At 65.3% G+C, this 16,640-nt stretch carries 17 protein-coding genes; 11 read left to right on the top strand and 6 right to left on the bottom strand.

The genetic code is table 11. From position 1 onward, the window contains the following. The first annotated feature begins 13 nt into the window (after positions 1-13). Positions 14-601 carry a DUF1707 SHOCT-like domain-containing protein gene (locus tag BST13_RS19010; protein WP_083165582.1) on the top strand — a complete coding sequence of 196 codons (588 nt, stop codon included), beginning with the start codon at positions 14-16 and terminating at the stop codon, positions 599-601. Between the two features lie 53 nt (positions 602-654). On the opposite strand, the gene BST13_RS19005 is transcribed toward BST13_RS19010, so the two are convergent. Then, the gene (locus tag BST13_RS19005) at positions 655-1,245 is read right to left on the bottom strand and encodes a hypothetical protein (protein ID WP_142282805.1); all 591 of its coding nucleotides are present in this window, start codon (positions 1,243-1,245) and stop codon (positions 655-657) included. 418 nt (positions 1,246-1,663) lie between these two features. Between BST13_RS19005 and BST13_RS19000 the strand changes: the two genes are divergently transcribed. From BST13_RS19000 to BST13_RS18960, 10 genes are all read left to right on the top strand, one after another. Further along, a complete protein-coding gene (locus tag BST13_RS19000) occupies positions 1,664-1,972 on the top strand; it encodes an SDR family NAD(P)-dependent oxidoreductase (RefSeq protein ID WP_083165580.1) in 309 nt (102 codons plus the stop codon). A 192-nt stretch (positions 1,973-2,164) separates the two neighbouring features. Next, a complete protein-coding gene (locus BST13_RS18995; RefSeq protein ID WP_083165579.1) occupies positions 2,165-2,923 on the top strand; it encodes an SDR family NAD(P)-dependent oxidoreductase in 759 nt (252 codons plus the stop codon). Between the two features lie 30 nt (positions 2,924-2,953). Then, the gene (locus tag BST13_RS18990) at positions 2,954-4,573 is read left to right on the top strand and encodes a GMC family oxidoreductase (protein ID WP_083165578.1); all 1,620 of its coding nucleotides are present in this window, start codon (positions 2,954-2,956) and stop codon (positions 4,571-4,573) included. After that, entirely contained in the window at positions 4,570-5,061 is a 492-nt protein-coding gene (locus BST13_RS18985; RefSeq protein WP_083165577.1) for a hypothetical protein, read from the top strand. Before BST13_RS18990 ends, BST13_RS18985 begins: the two co-directional genes overlap by 4 nt. A 6-nt stretch (positions 5,062-5,067) precedes the next feature. Beyond that, positions 5,068-5,211 carry a hypothetical protein gene (locus BST13_RS39070; RefSeq protein ID WP_158087167.1) on the top strand — a complete coding sequence of 48 codons (144 nt, stop codon included), beginning with the start codon at positions 5,068-5,070 and terminating at the stop codon, positions 5,209-5,211. Positions 5,212-5,258: 47 nt separating this feature from the next. Then, complete coding sequence (locus BST13_RS18980; RefSeq protein ID WP_083165576.1) at positions 5,259-5,981, top strand: GntR family transcriptional regulator; 723 nt, start codon at positions 5,259-5,261, stop codon at positions 5,979-5,981. Between the two features lie 255 nt (positions 5,982-6,236). Continuing rightward, a complete protein-coding gene (locus BST13_RS18975) occupies positions 6,237-7,709 on the top strand; it encodes an APC family permease (protein WP_083165575.1) in 1,473 nt (490 codons plus the stop codon). Positions 7,710-7,737: 28 nt separating this feature from the next. Continuing rightward, on the top strand, positions 7,738-9,168 hold the full coding sequence (locus tag BST13_RS18970; protein ID WP_083165574.1) for an aldehyde dehydrogenase family protein: 1,431 nt from the start codon (positions 7,738-7,740) through the stop codon (positions 9,166-9,168). Then, positions 9,165-9,422: a hypothetical protein gene (locus tag BST13_RS18965; RefSeq protein WP_083165573.1), complete on the top strand. Its 258-nt coding sequence runs from the start codon at positions 9,165-9,167 to the stop codon at positions 9,420-9,422. The genes BST13_RS18970 and BST13_RS18965 overlap by 4 nt, the downstream gene beginning before the upstream one ends. Before the next feature lie 32 nt (positions 9,423-9,454). Further along, on the top strand, positions 9,455-10,792 hold the full coding sequence (locus BST13_RS18960; protein WP_083165572.1) for an alpha/beta hydrolase-fold protein: 1,338 nt from the start codon (positions 9,455-9,457) through the stop codon (positions 10,790-10,792). On the opposite strand, the gene treS is transcribed toward BST13_RS18960, so the two are convergent. From treS to BST13_RS18935, 5 genes are all read right to left on the bottom strand, one after another. Next, a complete protein-coding gene (treS, locus tag BST13_RS18955; RefSeq protein ID WP_083165571.1) occupies positions 10,764-13,004 on the bottom strand; it encodes a maltose alpha-D-glucosyltransferase in 2,241 nt (746 codons plus the stop codon). The two genes, BST13_RS18960 and treS, sit on opposite strands and share 29 nt — an antisense overlap. A 128-nt stretch (positions 13,005-13,132) precedes the next feature. After that, complete coding sequence (locus BST13_RS18950) at positions 13,133-14,161, bottom strand: proline racemase family protein (protein WP_083165570.1); 1,029 nt, start codon at positions 14,159-14,161, stop codon at positions 13,133-13,135. 83 nt (positions 14,162-14,244) lie between these two features. Next, entirely contained in the window at positions 14,245-15,138 is an 894-nt protein-coding gene (locus BST13_RS18945) for a dihydrodipicolinate synthase family protein (protein ID WP_083165569.1), read from the bottom strand. Positions 15,139-15,277: 139 nt separating this feature from the next. Next, positions 15,278-16,066 (bottom strand): alpha/beta hydrolase, encoded by a 789-nt coding sequence (locus BST13_RS18940; RefSeq protein ID WP_083165568.1) that lies wholly within the window; start codon positions 16,064-16,066, stop codon positions 15,278-15,280. 1 nt (position 16,067) lies between these two features. Beyond that, positions 16,068-16,553 carry an RbsD/FucU domain-containing protein gene (locus tag BST13_RS18935; RefSeq protein WP_083165567.1) on the bottom strand — a complete coding sequence of 162 codons (486 nt, stop codon included), beginning with the start codon at positions 16,551-16,553 and terminating at the stop codon, positions 16,068-16,070. Positions 16,554-16,640 lie beyond the last annotated feature (87 nt).

The following is a 16,640-nucleotide window of genomic DNA, read 5'->3' as shown; positions in this document are numbered from 1 at the left end:
AGGCTCGTCTCTGATGAGCACTTCAGCGCCGCAGAGCCGCTCAACCAGAGCTGCCGACACCGATCGGATTCAGGTGGCGCAGCTGCTCACTGAGGCCGCGGCCGCGGGCCGCTTGCCGATGACGGAATACGAGGACCGATTGGCCAAGGCTTACTCGGCGCAAACGTATGCCGATTTGGCGCGGTTGAGCAACGATCTGCCCGGCGCCATTCCTTGCAACAAAGGTGGCCCCTGTCATCCCGCGCCGTCGACGCTGTTGCTGGCCATCATGAGCGGATTCGAACGTCGGGGCCGGTGGAATGTGCCGATGAAGCTCACGACATTCACTCTCTTCGGTGGCGGCGTGGTCGATATGCGCTACGCCGATTTCACCGCTCCGGAAGTCGAAATCCGGTCCTATTCGATTTGCGGCGGGCAGACCATTCTGGTGCCGCCGGAAGTGAACGTGGAAATCAGTGGCCACGCCATCATGGGCAGCTTCGACCATTCCGTCCCCGAGGAGGGCTCACCCGGAGCGCCGCGGGTGCGCATCCGTGGTTTCTCGTTATGGGGCAGCGTCGGGATCAAACGCAAGAAGCGACGCAACCAGATCGAAGAGTAGCGACGAAAAACGGGCGGGCCGATTGGCCCGCCCGCTCTTGTTTTCCGCCGTGATCAGTGGCTGCACGTGGCGGCGGCCACGCAAGTAAGGGCCTTGTTGGCGTTGGAGGGCTTGGCGCTCGTGGCGCTGAGGGGGCTGGCCCCGGCGACCGCCTTCGGAAGGGTGCCCGGCAGGTCGCTCTCGTCGGGGAGGATCTTGTTGCCGACGGTCAGTTGCGCCCACTTCTGGGTCTGGTCGTAGTAGTACTGGCCCGCGTTGACGTTCAGCTCGCCCTTGATGGCGCCGTTGGTACCGGTGGTCAGGGGAGCCGGGTTCGGGTTGCTCGCCGTGCGGGTGCTGGTGTCGACGCCGCCGGCCGGTGTGCCGAAGTTGATGTGGTAGCCCTCGCCCAGCGGGCTGTCGTCGAGAGTCTTGTTGATGCCCGGCGTCTGGTTGAACACCTTGTCACCGACCGCCTGTGCGACGCGCACACCGGGAGCAGGGTTTCCGAATGCCGGACGCTTGACGGCGTCAGCCGACGGGTCGGTGGACGCCGACGCGATGCTTGCGGGCACGACCGCCGCCAGCGCGCCACCGGCCAGCACACCGGCCACCAACGTGCGCGTGCGCACCGATCTTTCAGAAGCCTTGCGATGTTTTGCCATGCCAATACCCCTTCGTCATTTCGGCATTGCGCCGCAGCTCGATTCAGGTCCCCGCGACGTGCTGTGGCGCTGAGACGGAGCGAAATGTAAGGCACTTTGACAGGGCGCGCCAAGGGAAAACCCATGTTGTTCACCCGCTGTTCGGTCAGCGATAAGAACAATGACAAACACGTTAATTTTCGACGGCGTCCGATCCGTTCGGCGCGTCGCACGCGCGAGTGTGGGCGGCGTCACGCACATTATTTGCTGGACTGGCTCCCGCAAATCAACTGGGCACCGCCCCACCCGGCATCTGTCAACCACCGCAACCCAGCCAATCCTCTTCTCCCGCAATTCAAGTGCACATCACATCGGCCTCTCATCAGGCACCAAGGTGGCGGCGATTGGCTGGAAACATCCGAACACGAAGGAGAAAACGATGTCGGCACAGCCCCGCAACAGCGAAGTCGTCCTGGTACTCGACGCGGATACCGAACACGGACGCCACACCGCACACCAGCTGCTGCAGGCGGGCTGCCGCGTCGCCGTGAGCGCTCGCCACGCGGCACCCCTGACACGGATCTTGCACGGCTACAGTGCATCTCAGGTCATCGCGATCGCCGCTGATTCATCGGATGCCGCCCAGCTCGAACAGCTCATCTCCCGGGTCGAACACCGATTCGGCCACGGCGTCGATCGCATCGTGACCGCCGACAGCGTCGGGCACCGACTGGCACTGGCGTCCTGATCTCGGCGCCCGCCCTCACCCGGCCCGGCGGCTGGCCGCCACCGGGCCGCCGCCCCCACGCGCCGCACAAACTCACGCTTGACGGCCACGCACTGTCCACGGCACACTCCTATTGACCAATTGTCGACAAATGCACAATCTCGACATTCCGCCGGAAGAGATGTCCGGCCATCGACAGGAAGAGAGCACCCCATGGGCACGCTGTTGTCAGGGAAGACCGTCATCGTCACCGGCGCCGCACGCGGCATTGGCCTGGCGACGGCCCACCACCTGCACGAAGAGGGCGCTCAGGTGGTCGCCACCGTCCGTTCGCCGGAGCACCTGCCCCAGCTCAAGGTCGACGACGACCGCCTCATCGGCCGAGTTGTCGACGTGACCGACGAGCAACAGGTCAAAGACCTCATCGCGTTCACCGTCGATACGTTCGGAAAGCTCGACGGCATCGTCAACAACGCGGGCATCCTGATCCCGGGCACCATCCTGGACGCCTCGGTCGAGGACTTCCAGAAGACCTTCGATGTGAATGTCAAGGGTGTCTTCCTCGGCTCCAAGTACGCGATACCGGAGCTGCTCAAGGCCGGCGGCGGCTCGATCGTGAACTTCGGCTCGATCAATTCCATTGGCGCCGAGAAGCTGTTGACCACCTACACGGCCAGCAAGGGTGCCGTGCTCACGCTGACCAAAGCCATCGCGCTGGACTTCGGCGCGCAGGGCATCCGCGCCAACACCGTGTGCCCAGGCTTCGTCGACACCCCGCTCAACGTGCCGCACTACGAGGCGCTCGGCGGCCGGGAAGCGCTCGAGGCCGGGTTGCCCGATTTCCAGCCGATCGGACGCGCGATCGAGCCCATCGAGATCGCCCACTCGGTAGCGTTCCTGCTGTCCGATCACTCCACCGCCATCACCGGCACCGCGTTCGTCGTCGACGGCGGCGTGCTCGCAGGCGCATAGGCCAAGTCGCACAGGAAGTGAGGCCAGCCAATGACATTCGATAACAAGCAGGTCGACGTGCTGGTGATCGGCGCAGGCCCGTCCGGCGCGGTGGTCACCCACACAGTAGCCGCCGCGGGATTGAGCGTCGTCTGCCTCGAACAGGGCGACTGGGTGAACCCGAGCGACTTCCCCGCCAACTTCCCGGAGTGGGAACTGCTCATCCAACACAATTGGGCGCACGATCCCAACGTCCGTGGCCTGCCGTCGGACTATCCGGTCGACGTCACCGATTCGGACATGTGGCCGGTCATGTTCAACGGCGTCGGCGGCAGCTCCATCTACTACGGTGCCGAATGGCCCAGGCTGCTGCCGTCGGATTTCCGCGTGAAAACCCTTGACGGCGTTGCCGATGACTGGCCGATCAGCTACAACGATCTCAAGCCGTATCACGACGAGGTCGACGAATTCATCGGCGTCTCGGGGGTCGGCGGGGACACCGCTTACCCCGAGGGCCTCGACTATCCCCTGCCTCCACACCCGCTGGGGAAACCCGGCATGAAGGCGGCGGCCGCGGCCAACGCACTCGGCTGGCATTGGTGGCCCGGAACCAACGCGATCCCGAGCCAGAAGAACAAGACGCTGGAACAGTGCGCGCGCTGGGGCGTCTGTGAGTGGGGCTGTCCGCAGGGAGCGAAAGCCTCGTTCGACCTGATCTACCTGCCGCAGGCGCAGCAGGCCGGCGCCGAGGTGGTCACCGGAGCACGCGTCTCGAAGATCGTCACCGATGAGAACGGGTTGGCCACCGGAGCGCAGTACATCGACCAGGACGGCACGGTGAGATTCCAGCCGGCACATTCGGTAGTGCTGTGCGCCAACGGCATTGGCACCCCGCGCCTGCTGTTGTTGTCGGCAGATGACCGCCATCCCGAGGGCCTGGCCAATTCATCGGGCCTGGTCGGCAAGAACCTCATGCTGCATCCGAACTGCACAGCGCTGGGCTACTACGAGGAGGATCTGGAAAGTTGGCGCGGCCCGGCCGGTCAGCTGATCCACTCCATGGAGTTCTACGAGACCGATGTGTCGCGCGGGTTCGTCCGCGGCGCCAAGTTGCATGCCCTGCCGACTCCCGGTCCGCTCAACGCGATCGAGGCCCACCGCGAACTCGATTTCGACGAGCTGTGGGGCCCGGCCATCCACGACGTTGCCCGCGCGGCACGCAACGGCATCCTGTGGGCGGCAAACACCGAAGACCTTCCCGAAGAACACAATCGCGTGACACTGTCGCAGACCCTGGTCGATTCCGACGGACTGCCCGCGCCGAAGGTCGAGTACCGGGTCAGCGAGAACACCCGCAAGCTGCTCAAGTTCACCGTCGAACAGATGGTCAAGGCGCACGAGGCAGCCGGCGCCAAACGGGTTATCACCCAAGAACTCTGGGTGGATCAACCCGGGCATCTGCTGGGCACCGCCCGCATGGGCGACGACCCCAAGACCTCCGTCGTCGACTCATACGGCAAGTGCCACGACGTCGACAACCTCTACATCGCCGACGGGAGCATCTTCGTCACGTCGGGATCAGCCAACCCCACCTGCACCATCACCGCCCTGGCGCTGCGGGTGGGCAAGAAGGTCGTGGAACAGACGACCGCCAGAAAGGCGATGGCATGACACTGCAGTCCGGTCAGAGGCGCCTGTCGGTTCCACCACGGGTGACCACGCCACCGCGTCCGCTCACCGACACCGAGCTCACCACGCTGCTGCGCATCGCGGACACTCTGATTCCCGAAGCCGGTCCCAACCCGAAAGCCAGTGCGGCCGAAGAGTTTCAGCCGTACCTGCACCTAGCCCTGGCCGCACGCGCCGACGTCTTCGACGCTGTCCTGACGGCCGTGCGCGCCCTTGCCGACGTGCCGGACACCGAGTTGCGCGGCGCCTTGAAGAAGATGTGGGCCGAGGACAAATTCACCTTCGACCCGCTGTCGTCGGTGATCGCCGGCGCCTACTTCATGACGCCGCAGGTCAAGAAACTCATCGGTTATCCCGGCCAGCATCGCGATCCGGCCGGCCTGGAGGATGCCGCCAACGAGTTGGAGACGGGGATCCTCGATCCCGTCATCGAGCGCGGGCCGATCTACGTATCCGCTGCCGGAGAGTGAGCGGCGGTGCGCCTTGTCGAATGGGGGCGGCGACTGCTCCGGCGGTTGGCCGATGGTGACGTCCCGTTGATCACCGACGACGCCTGGCTGCCCAACCCCATCGACGACATCTGGCCGCAAATGCCGTACAACGTGGACAGCAGAGCGTGAAGGACTACTGTCGACAATTAGGCAACATGGCTGGGAGGAGTTACCCGATGGCTGCAGCCCCGCAAGACGGCGCGCTCTCGACGCTGAGTGAGGCAGGCCGCGACGCGGTGTCGCTGGGACGGATCACGCAACGCACGACGCCGAGTTCGGTCGCCCAGGTGCTCCGTACCGCGATCCTCGACGGAACCCTCAAACCCGGCAGCCAGCTACGCGAAACCCACCTCGCCACCGACCTGGGCGTCAGCCGGGCACCCCTGCGCGAAGCGCTTGGCCTGCTCGCCGAAGAAGGGCTCGTCGACAAGATTCCCTACCGCGGCGCGTTCGTCGCCGAGGTCAGCGCCGATGGGATTGCCGAAATCGCCAGCCTGCGCAAGCGTCTCGAGCCGTACGCCATCGAGCTCGCACTCCCGAGCCTGCGCGGAAGCGCGCGCGTGAGGGTGACCCGCGCACTGGAGGACATGGAGCTCGGCGCGGACAACAACGACCCTGCGGCGACCATCGACGCTCACATGAGTTTTCACCGGGGATTCTACGAATTATCCGGCCACAAACTGCTTTTGGAGTTGTGGCGGAGCTGGGAAGCTCAACTGCAACTGTTCTTCTCGGCAGATCACCAAGCCTTCGCCGATCTGCACGACATGGTCGCCGAACACAAGCGGCTGCTGAAGATCGTCGACTCCGGCGATCTGGACGCCATCACCGCCGAGATCGACCGCCACGTGCACGGCGGCCGGCCCCGAGCCGAAACGGCCGCAGCCAAAGACGCCTGATTGCGCTGAACTCCCTGCGGCGCAAGCTGATTGATCCCCGCTGGGTTGGCCCGTGCCACCGGTGCAGCACTCGACGCGGCCTGATCCTCGGCCGACCGCGACCAGCCCGCATGCCGGCAATCTAGCCGGAAGTAGTGATTGCGATCACTCCGGCTAGCGTGTAGATTGTCGACAGTAGTACAAAATAAGGATCGAGCGACAGCCGTCATCCATTCCGCAGCCGCATCCCCCGCTTATTGAAAACATGAGGTCACCATGGCGATTACCCCCGAGGAGTCTGGCGTGTTCCACCGTCGACCTCCGTCCACTCCGGCAGTCGACGCCGACGCCGCCTACCTGGAGAAGCTCGGCTACAAGCAGGAGCTCAACCGCAGCCTGGGGCTGTTCTCGGCGTTCGGCGTGCAGTTCACCTCGATCGCCATCGCCTCGGGCATCTTCACCACTCTGGTCGTCGGCATCGGCTTCTTCGGGCCCGCCGCCTTCTGGTCGTTCCTCGTCGGCGGCGCGTTGCAGGTCTTCACGGTCGGGCTCGCCGTGGCCATGCTGGTGTCGTCCTACCCACTGGCAGGCGGCGTGTACCAGATCACCGGGCGCATCACCGGCAAACCCTGGCTGGCCTGGCAGACCGGCTGGTGGCTGCTGATCGCGCACACCGTCGCCGTCACCGCCTGCTCGGTGAGCATCGCCCCGTTCATCGCCGGCTGGTTCGGTGTGACGTTCGAGAGCGCGGTCGACGCGCTGCCCTGGACGCTCGGGCTGATCGTCCTGGCCACGATCATCAACATCGCCGGCGTCAAAGTCGCTGCGCTGCTGAACAATATCGGTGTCGTCGCCGAGTGCGTCTGCGTATTCGGCCTCATCGGCGTGCTGGTGTTCTTCAAGCATCCGACCCAGCCGTTGGGCTTCCTCACCGACTCCGGCGGCACCGCCACCGGCGGCCACTGGTTCGTCCCGTTCCTGTTCGCGATGATCCTGCCCGCCTACGCCATTTCATCGTTCGACGCGACCGGCAACGCCTCCGAAGAGACCAAGAACGCCGCGCTGAAAGCACCGCTGGCCTCCGTCCTGGCCAATGTGTCGTCCTACGTCGTCGGTGTCGTCATGGTCGGCATGCTGATGCTGGCCATCCAGGATCTGCCCGCCATCATGGGTAGCGCCCTGCCGGTCAAGGACATCCTCGACACCGCCGTCGGCTCGGCCTTCGCCAACGTCTTCGAAGCGGTGGCGATCGTCGCCCTGTTCGCCGCAGTGGTCATGTTGCAGCTCACCGGTATTCGCGTGCTGTGGTCGCAAGCCCGGGACGGCCAGATTCCCGCGGCATCGTGGATGCGCAAGGTCAGCAAGCAACGCATCCCCATCAACGCAACGCTGACCATCTTCGCGCTGTCGGTCGTCTTCGCCCTGTGGTCCTCGCTGCTGTCGGTGCTGACCGCCATGACCGCGCTGGCGTGGGGCCTGGCCTACGGCGTCGTCGTCACCGTCGGCCTCTACGCCCTGCTCAAGAAGAAGCTCCCCAAACATCCTTGGCATTACGGCAAATTGAGCCCGGTGATCTTCGTCCTCGCGATCGCATGGTCGGCCGTCCTGTGCACCCTGCTGGTCTACTCCGACCCGATCCACGTCGGGTTGGGCATGGTGATGGTGATCGGGGCGGGCGCCGTGATCTACATGACCATCCCGAAGAGCCGCCGCGGCAAGTCCATCGATACGCAAACCGGCCATCTCTGATCCGCACAGAACCGAAAGGCACGCTGCCATGTCCATCTCCGTCGCGAATCTCATTGACGGCAAGACACTTCCCGGATCCTCCGACCAGACCCGCCAGGTGCTCAACCCGTCGACAGGTGAGGTCATCGCCGAGGTGACCGAGTCCACCGTCGACGACGCCGACGGCGCCGTCGCCGCGGCCCGCGCAGCGTTTCCCGCCTGGGCGGCGCGCACTCCGGGCGCCCGATCCGAACTGCTGCACCAACTGGTCCAGGTCCTCGAGGACAACATCGACGAACTGGCCCGACTCGAGACCATTGACGCGGGCAAGCCCACCACCGCCGCCCGGGATGTGGAACTCCCCGGCATCGCGGGCGCGCTGCGTCACTTCGCCGGTGCCGCACGCGTTCTCACCGGCCAGGCTGCCGGCGAGTTCGTCGAGAACAACACCACCTACACCCGACGCGAACCACTCGGTGTTGTGCTCGGCATCACGCCGTGGAATTTCCCGCTGTGGCAGGCGGTGTGGAAGCTCGGCCCCGCGCTGGCGGCAGGCAACACCGTGGTGATCAAACCGGCCGAGCTCACGCCGCTGGCCACCATCCGCTTCGCCGAACTGGCCCAGGAGGTGCTGCCACCCGGCGTGCTCAACATCGTCCATGGATCCGGAGGCGTGATCGGCGATGCGCTTGTGCGCCACCCCGACGTGAGCCTGGTGTCGTTCACCGGTTCGACCGCGGCCGGGCGCAAGATCGCTGCTGCCGCCGGCGGCAGCCCGAAGCGCGTGGTGCTCGAACTGGGCGGCAATGCCCCGGTGATCATCTATGACGACGTCGATCTGGAAGCCGCGCTCCCCATCCTGACCAACGGCGTCCTGTTCAACGCAGGCCAGGAATGCATGTCGGCGACCCGGATGCTGGTCAGCGAGAAGATCCACGACACCTTCGTCGCAGCACTGGCCGATCAGCTCACGGCCGTCACCGTCGGGGACGCCTCGGACCCCAACACGGTTCTGGGACCGCTCATCTCGCAGATCCAGCGTGATCGGGTGGTGGGGCTGGTTGACGGCCGGTCCGCCGGCGCCGAACTCGTCACCGGTGGTCACGCGCTGGACCGGCCGGGCTTCTTCTTCGAGCCCACCCTGATCACCGGTGTCGGCCAGGACGACGATCTGGTACAGCAGGAGATCTTCGGACCGGTGGCGACGGTGCAGACATTCACCGACGAAGCCGACGCGATCGCCAAGGCCAACGCCGTCGAACAAGGGCTGGCCGCCTCCGTATGGACCCGCGACATCGGCCGAGCCTTGCGCAATGTCAACGCAATTGAAGCCGGCGTGGTGTGGGTCAACAACCACATGGCCGTCGGCCCCGAAGGCCCGCTCGGCGGTTTCAAGGGTTCGGGCTACGGCAAAGAAGGCGGCACCGCGGGGCTGGAGGAGTTCACCCGCACCAAGCAGGTCATCTTGAGCCTGTCATGACCGAGGAGGACGGCACCGCTACGACCGATCCGGAAGTGCGGGTGCGCCAATACGTACGGCGTCTGGACCTGCGCAACCCCCATCGGTACACCCCGTGGGCCCAGATCGCGATGACGGTGCCGTCCGCCTCGGGCATCTGCTGGCTCGTCTGCTTCATCGACGGCGAGGTCGACGTGTGGCGCGTCGACGACGAATCGGCCGGCTACCAATTCCGTTCCACCGATTCCCCAGAAACGGGCGCACAATCGAAGTAGAGCCTGTTTCAACGCGAGGGGAGTGAGACGAAATGGTCAGAACACACACGGTGGTCGCGGGAGAAACACTGTGGGCATTGGCGTTGCGGTACTACGGCGAAGCCGAGCTTTACCGGCTGGTCGCCACCGCCAGCGGCGTCACCGACCCCAGCGTCATCAATATCGGGCAACAGCTCATCTTTCCCGACTTCACCCGGTACCCCGCCGCCGCGGGAGACACCTTGGCGGACTTGGCGGTGCGCTTCTACGGCGACGCGGGCCTGGCCCACTTGATCGCCGCGTCCAGCGGCATCGCCGACAACGCAGCCCTGGTCGCGGGCCAGCAGCTGATCATTCCGAACGTCACGAAATACCGCGTCGTCGCCGGGGATACGTTGTCGGCACTGGCGTTGCGCTTCTACGGTGACGCCAACTACTTCCCCGTCATCGCCACTGTCAACGGCATCGCCAACCCCAACGCCCTGTCGGTCGGGCAGTCGCTGGTGATCTTCGCCGGCCGCAGCGACGGGTTCGGTCTTCGCATCGTCGACCGCAACGAGAGCGACCCGCGGCTGTGGTACTACCGCTTCCAAACCGACGCGATCGGCTGGAACCCCGGCGTCAATGTGCTACTGCCCGACGACTATCACACCAGCGGGCGTACCTATCCCGTGCTGTACATGTTCCACGGCGGCAACGACGATTTCCGCTCGTTCGACTTCATGGGTATCCGCGACTGGACCGTGGGAAAGCCGATCATCGTGGTGATGCCCGACGGCGGGCACGCGGGCTGGTACTCCAACCCGGTCGCCTCATTCGTCGGCCCGCGCAACTGGGAGACATTCCACATCGCCCAGTTGCTGCCCTGGATCGAAGCGAACTTCCGCGCCTATGCCGAATACGACGGACGCGCAGTGGGCGGATTCTCGATGGGCGGCTTCGGCGCCCTGAAGTATGCCGCCAAGTACTACGGCCATTTCGCGTCGGTGAGCGCCCACTCCGGGCCGGCGAGCCTGCGTCGCGACTTCGGACTCGTCGTGCACTGGGCCAACATCACGTCGGCGGTACTCGACCTGGCCGGCGGCACCGTTTACGGCGCACCGCTGTGGGACCAGGCCAGGGTCAGCGCAGACAACCCGGTCGAGCGCATCGAAAGTTACCGCAACAAGCGGATTTTCCTGGTGGCGGGCACCAGCCCGGACCCGATCAACTGGTTCGACAGCGCCAACGAGACCGAGGTGCTCGCCGGGCAGCGCGAGTTCCGCGGATTGCTCGACGCCGCAGGCATTCCCCAGGACTGGCATGAGGTTCCCGGCGGCCACGTGTTCCGCCCCGAGATGTTTGCCATCGATATCGACGGCATCATTTCGCGGCTTCGCCCCGCGGCGTAGGCAATCCGTCCACCAGCAGCGACATGCCGTGGTGGGCGGGCATTTCGATGGCGAAGCTGTGCAGGTCGTCGACCGTGGCCAAGTGCTTACCGGTGAACATGTCCGACACCGACGCGCCGGGTGGCAGCGCTTTTGAGCGGACGGTGCCCGCGATCTCCTCGTTGGCGAAGTTGAGCACCGTGAGCTGATGGTCACCGCTGGCGAGTTCGTGGACGAGCACCAGCATGCCGCGATGGGACACCTCGGGGATGTCGACCTGACGGCTGGTGGCGATCTCGTAGTGCTTGCGCACCCGCAGAATGGCCTGCAGCTGTCGCAGGAAACTGGTCTCGTCGGCGAGCTGCTCCGGGATTGACCCGTAAAGGCTTCTCCCCCTTGGCATCCCGGCGATCGACCGAGTCGCCGTCGGGTTGTGCCCCATCAGATCGTGTGCGGCACGGTGAATCCAACGCGTGTCGCCACCGTGCAGCAATTCCTCGACGTCGCCGCGCGGCAGCGTCAGCATCCCGCACATGTCCCAGCCCGACAGCGCGAACACGCCCGGCTGCAACGCGTTGAACATCGCCAGCAACAGGTGCGCCCGCCGGATCCGATCGACATCCTCGATCTCGTCGAGATCGGTGATACCCAGAGTCGCGGCGATGACGGTAGCGGTGGTGCAGGCGATGCCGTTCGTGGTGAAAACCAGGTTGTACGGGGCATTCTCACCGGTGAGCTTCTCCGTGAGATCCCTACGGATGATGTCGCCGAGCGCTTCTCCGGTGACCTCCTCGCCTCGGAAGGTGTAGATGTCGTCGCGGTGGCCGGTCGACCAGTGGACGAGCTCGTAGGTCAGCTCGTCGTGGTTCTGCAACGCGTGCACCAGCGAAGCCGGCTCCACGCCGAGTTCGAGCGTGGTGCGCAGCGTCAGCCGGAGGAACTCGGTGTCGGCGGTGGCCAACGCGTGCTGGTAGGCGGGGCGGTTGATGAAGTCGTAGGACAAGTCGGCGCCGGCTTCCCCGATCTCCCGGATGTCGTCGATGGTCAGGTTCAACTCCTGGAACGTGAACCCACCCACCTTGCGGACCATGCTGGCAATCAGATGGTTGGCCGCCTCCGACAGCGGATGCCCCTCCGACCATGCGGTGCTGTCCTCGGCCGCGGTCTTCTCCGCACCCAGAAAACCGTTGGCGTCCAGGCGAAGTCCACCGGTGCCCAGGTCTGCCAGCGAATGCAGCGCATCGCCGATCACCAGCCGCATACCCGCGAACGACGGGTCCAGCCAGTTGATGGACGGCTGCCCGTCCTTGAAGTAGTGCAGATAGACCCAGCGCCGCTCGACACCGTCGATGCCCACCACCGGGCGGGTGACGCTCCAGTTGGTCTCCTTGACGCCCTCGGCGTAGAAGATCACGCGCTGCAGCCGACCGATGATGTACCCGGCCTTGTCGAGCCAATCCTCGGTGGCCGTGTCGATGTTGACCGAATCCTGCCCGGCCGGGACCTCGGGCAGGTGATCCCAATCCAGCGGATCGACCTCGACCATGTGGTAGATGCCGGGATAGTCGGCGTACTTCATCTCGGCCAGCCGGAAGTCCGCGCCCTTGCCGGTGTGCCCGGGCACGATGTCGTCGATGATGGTGCCGCCGTACCAGTTGGCTGTCCCGCACATCTGGCGGAACTCTTCCTCGGTCCCGAATGCCGGGTCGATCTGCGTGCTGATCCGGTCGAAGTGCCCGTCGACACTGGGCGTCAGCTGCCAGCCCGAGATGCCGCCCGCCCGTTTGACCGGACCGGTGTGGATCGCGTCGACGCCGATCTCGGCGAACGCCTTCCACATCTCCTCATCGGCCATGGCCTTGAGAAACGACTCCCCCGGCCGGGTGATCAGCGAAAGCGGATACGCGGTGAACCACACCGCCGCGGTGTCCACGGCACCCCGGGGGCTCGGCGTGGCATAGGGGTTCTGCCACATCGAGCCCTGGCCCGAGAACTGCTGGCTGATCTCGTTGGCATCGGCCAGCATCGACTGGCTCAGCAGCCAGGACACGTATGCCGGGTTGTCCCCGGTGGCGGGTCCGTCCTGCGCCACCGAACGGCGGACGAACGGCGACTTGACCCTGGGGCGAAACCGCAACGCCCGAGGCCGCGCGGGGTGCAAATGTTCGTCGAATGTGATCTCGGTCGGCTCATTGGTCTGGTCGTCGGGTTCCGGCTCTGCCACCTGAGACATGCATCCCCTCTCCGGACTTGGACGGGTCGTGGCGTCCAGCCTAGGCATCCCGCGCCGAATTCGACGAAAATGCCGCTGAGCGCGCCTGCGCACTGCACTTTCGTCAATCTCGGGGAGGTCGTGCGCGGTCACACCGGCCAGGTGTCGGAGAGCTTGTAACCCGTCGGGAAAGGATCGGCCGGGTCGAGCCCGACCTGACTGATCTCGGTGATGTAGGCCTGGCCGCTGATCCGCGGGACGACGGCCTCATACGGCCCGACGGTGCTCATGCGGTCGATCCGGGCGCCGAACTTCGAGCCGATCACCGACTCGTGGATGAACGGCTCACCGACATCGATCAAGCCCTGGGCCTTGAGCACCGCGAGCCGGGCCGAGGTGCCCGTGCCGCACGGTGAGCGGTCGAGGCGTCCGGGCGAGACGACGACGGCGTTGCGCGACGTCAGCACGCCATCGGCACGGTCGAGCGGGCCGACGAACTCCGTCTGGGTGATGCCCGCGAACTCGGGGTTCTCCGGATGAGTCACCGGGATCTGTTCGGCAGCAGCGGTTTTCACGCGCTGACCGAGCTCACACAGGTCCCTGGCCTCGTCGGGGGTCAGCTGCAGGCCCAGCTCCTGCGCCGACGCCAGCACGTAGGCCATGCCACCCCAGGCCACGTCGACGCTCAGCGTCGGGTACCCCTCCAGCTCCAGCGGCGCGGCCAACCGGTAGGCGAACGCGGGCTGATTCTCGAACTCGACGCTGGTCACCTTGCCGTCCTGACAGGTGCAGCGGATCCGGATGAGCCCGGCGGGCGCCTCGAGGACGACATCGGTGACCGGTTCGGTCATGCGGATCATCCCGGTCTCCAAGAGCGCGGTGGTGACACAGATGGTGTTGGAGCCGGACATCGCCGGGTACTCTGTCGACTCGGCGATCACGTAGCCCAACTGAGCTTCTGGATCCGTCGCCGGCACAACGTAATTCACGCAGTGAGTGACGGCGCCGCGGGGTTCGTGCAGCAGCAGCTTGCGCAGGTCGTCGTCGTGGTCGCGGAAGAATTTCATCTTCTCGAACACGGTTGCGCCAGGCACGTCGCCGATACCACCGGTGACGACGTTGTTGATCTCACCGCCCACATGGCACTTCACCACGTTGACCATCCGGCTCCAGCGCATGCGTCCTCCTCGGCTCTGCGCGCTCGTGTCGCCGGGGCCGCGGTTGCAGCCACGACCCCGGCGACACTTCCCGAAACAGAACGTTAGGCGTAGTTGAGTCCGGTCTCGGCGACCAGCTTGCGCAATTCGTCGAGCTTTTCGGGTTCCAGCTCGCCGTACGGTGCGCGGGGGCTGCCCAGATCGATACCGACGGCCTGCGCGACCGCCTTGGTCGACACGGCATAGCCTTCCTTGCCCAGGAAGTCGAACACGTTCCACAAGCGCTTGAAGATGGCCAAGGCCTCGGCGGTCTTGCCCTCCTTGGCCAGCTCGAAGATGGCGACACATTCCTTCGGCGCGAAATTCGGTGCGCCCCAGATGGATCCGGCGGCACCCGCCGAGAACGCCGGCAGCACGATGGTGTCCCAGCCGACGAAGGTGTCGATGGCGTCGCCGAGATTGAAGATCAGGTCGAACGCCTGCTCGATGGACCCCGAGGTGTCCTTGATGTATTTCACTGCGTCGGTGCGCTCGAGCAGCTCGCGATAGAACGGCCGGTCCAGGTTCATGCCGGTCACGCCGGGCAGGTTGTATGCGATCACCGGGATGCCCGCCGATTCGCCGACAGTGGCGAAGTACTCGATGACCTCGCGGCGCGTCGGTGCTTCATAGAACGGCTGCACCAGCAGGACCGCGTCGGCCCCGGCGGCGGCCGCATGCTTGGACAACTCGATCGCATCAGCGGTCCGCGTCGAACCCGTCTGCGGCGCAACAGGAACGCGCCCGGCCGCCTGCTCGATGACGATCTCGTTGACCCGCTTGCGCTCGTCGAGCGTCAGCGCCGCGAACTCACCGGTGCTGCCGCCGGGCACCAGGCCGTGTAGACCGTTGTCGATCAGGAAGTCGACGTGGGACCGCAACCGGCTCTCGTCGACCTCGCCATCGGCACCGAACGGGGTGGATACCGCGGCAAGGATGCCGCCGAGCTTCTTGGTCATCGTGTGTCCTTTGCACTGGGAGCGGTCTTCGTGACCGCGAATCGTCCGAGCGAACCGCTCGTGGTCAGCATAGCGATATTGCTGATTGTCGACAAGTGCACAATTGGAGGGTAGCTCGAATTCGACGGCAGTGTCGTGTTCACGGCGCCGGAGCAGCGTTTTCGTCGAACTCGGCGGGCTTCTCGCCGACCGCGTCGAGACAAGCGTCAGCGATCAATGCCGCGACACGGCGGTGCGGGACGTCGTTCGGAATATCGTGATGGCCGCCGCGGATCGACATCGACCGGCCGCGTCGGAGTTGGGCGGCAAATTCGGCGGCCTTGGCCGGCGAGGCGAATACGTCGTGCTCGCCGTTGATCAACAGGACCGGCATGTCGAGTGCAGGCAATGCGCGCCGGACGTCATACCCGGCGGGTTCGAGCGCCCGCCACAGATTCGGCTCGGCCGGCGCGGTGTCGAAGCCCAGCGGGTCATTCGCCAGAGCATCCAGGTAAGCCTCGTCGGCGGACATGACAAGGTCTTGCTGGCCAAGTTCCGGTAGACCCCACAGCGGCGCACCGGTCATCACCAGACCCTTTGCAGAAGCGGGCTTTTCGAGAGCAAGCATGGCGCCGGTCACCGCCCCGAGGGAGTGCCCGACGATCACCACCGGCAACCGCCTGGCCGCCATCGCGTCCAGCAGCACAGCAGCGTTCGACACCAGGTCACCGACCGACCCGAACATGCCGGACGATCCCCCGGTATGGCCGTGGCCGATGTGGTCGGGACCCCACACGTCGAGGCCCACGGCGTTGAGTTGGCCGGCGAGGCGGTGATAGTGCCCCGTGTGCTCGCCGAAACCGTGAAGCAGCAGGACCTGGGCTCGTGGCGCCTCGACATCCCAGTGCCGGTAGTAGAACCGGCCGCGTTCGCCGTCGAGAAAAGGCATCTCACGCCTCGCCGAGTTCGGCGAACCACGTCGACGAGGTCAGCCACGCCATCGGAATCGGCGGACTCGGGTAACCCGCCACCAGCACGACATTGCCATGGACCGCGTAGTCGCCGGTCTGGATGAATACCTTCGCCCGGTCACGCACCCGGTAAAAGTCTGGGAGATAACGTAATTCATGCACGTTGCCGTCGCCCACGAGGTCCGAGACGAATCGGCGCCCCGCCGGGTTGGCCGTCGCCATCTCCTCGGTGACGATGGCCGCCTCGAAATCGCCGACCTCCCACAGCACCGAGACGAGATCGGCAACGGTGGGCACCCCTGGCGCGATGCCCACGTCGATCACCTCGACTTCAGGCGACAGCGGCACCAGGCTGGCCGGTGACGTACCGCTGCCTGCGTCGGCGACGACGACCATCTCTCCGTGCCGAAGTTGGCTCACTACGGCGGCCAAGCGTTCGTGCAGAAGCCTGACTTTCGTTGCCATCGACTCTCCCGTTCTCGTTGGTGGGTTGTGAGGTGGAGCACTCTCCGCTATTTTGTCGACAGGTCGACAATCCACAATTTGGCAGAT

The sequence above is a fragment of the Mycobacterium aquaticum genome, assembly GCF_002086485.1.
GTDB classification, from domain to species: domain Bacteria; phylum Actinomycetota; class Actinomycetes; order Mycobacteriales; family Mycobacteriaceae; genus Mycobacterium; species Mycobacterium aquaticum.
The sequence above is the reverse complement of the archived record's forward strand: the minus strand, read 5'-3'. Positions and strand labels throughout refer to the sequence as shown.

Bases quoted from the DNA above. Each gene is read 5' to 3' on its own strand.
- BST13_RS19010 (WP_083165582.1), top strand. From the start codon at position 14: ATGAGCACTTCAGCGCCGCAGAGCCGCTCAACCAGAGCTGCCGACACC.
- BST13_RS19005 (WP_142282805.1), bottom strand. From the start codon at position 1,245: ATGGCAAAACATCGCAAGGCTTCTGAAAGATCGGTGCGCACGCGCACG.
- BST13_RS19000 (WP_083165580.1), top strand. From the start codon at position 1,664: ATGTCGGCACAGCCCCGCAACAGCGAAGTCGTCCTGGTACTCGACGCG.
- BST13_RS18995 (WP_083165579.1), top strand. From the start codon at position 2,165: ATGGGCACGCTGTTGTCAGGGAAGACCGTCATCGTCACCGGCGCCGCA.
- BST13_RS18990 (WP_083165578.1), top strand. From the start codon at position 2,954: ATGACATTCGATAACAAGCAGGTCGACGTGCTGGTGATCGGCGCAGGC.
- BST13_RS18985 (WP_083165577.1), top strand. From the start codon at position 4,570: ATGACACTGCAGTCCGGTCAGAGGCGCCTGTCGGTTCCACCACGGGTG.
- BST13_RS18980 (WP_083165576.1), top strand. From the start codon at position 5,259: ATGGCTGCAGCCCCGCAAGACGGCGCGCTCTCGACGCTGAGTGAGGCA.
- BST13_RS18975 (WP_083165575.1), top strand. From the start codon at position 6,237: ATGGCGATTACCCCCGAGGAGTCTGGCGTGTTCCACCGTCGACCTCCG.
- BST13_RS18970 (WP_083165574.1), top strand. From the start codon at position 7,738: ATGTCCATCTCCGTCGCGAATCTCATTGACGGCAAGACACTTCCCGGA.
- BST13_RS18965 (WP_083165573.1), top strand. From the start codon at position 9,165: ATGACCGAGGAGGACGGCACCGCTACGACCGATCCGGAAGTGCGGGTG.
- BST13_RS18960 (WP_083165572.1), top strand. From the start codon at position 9,455: ATGGTCAGAACACACACGGTGGTCGCGGGAGAAACACTGTGGGCATTG.
- treS (WP_083165571.1), bottom strand. From the start codon at position 13,004: ATGTCTCAGGTGGCAGAGCCGGAACCCGACGACCAGACCAATGAGCCG.
- BST13_RS18950 (WP_083165570.1), bottom strand. From the start codon at position 14,161: ATGCGCTGGAGCCGGATGGTCAACGTGGTGAAGTGCCATGTGGGCGGT.
- BST13_RS18945 (WP_083165569.1), bottom strand. From the start codon at position 15,138: ATGACCAAGAAGCTCGGCGGCATCCTTGCCGCGGTATCCACCCCGTTC.
- BST13_RS18940 (WP_083165568.1), bottom strand. From the start codon at position 16,066: ATGCCTTTTCTCGACGGCGAACGCGGCCGGTTCTACTACCGGCACTGG.
- BST13_RS18935 (WP_083165567.1), bottom strand. From the start codon at position 16,553: ATGGCAACGAAAGTCAGGCTTCTGCACGAACGCTTGGCCGCCGTAGTG.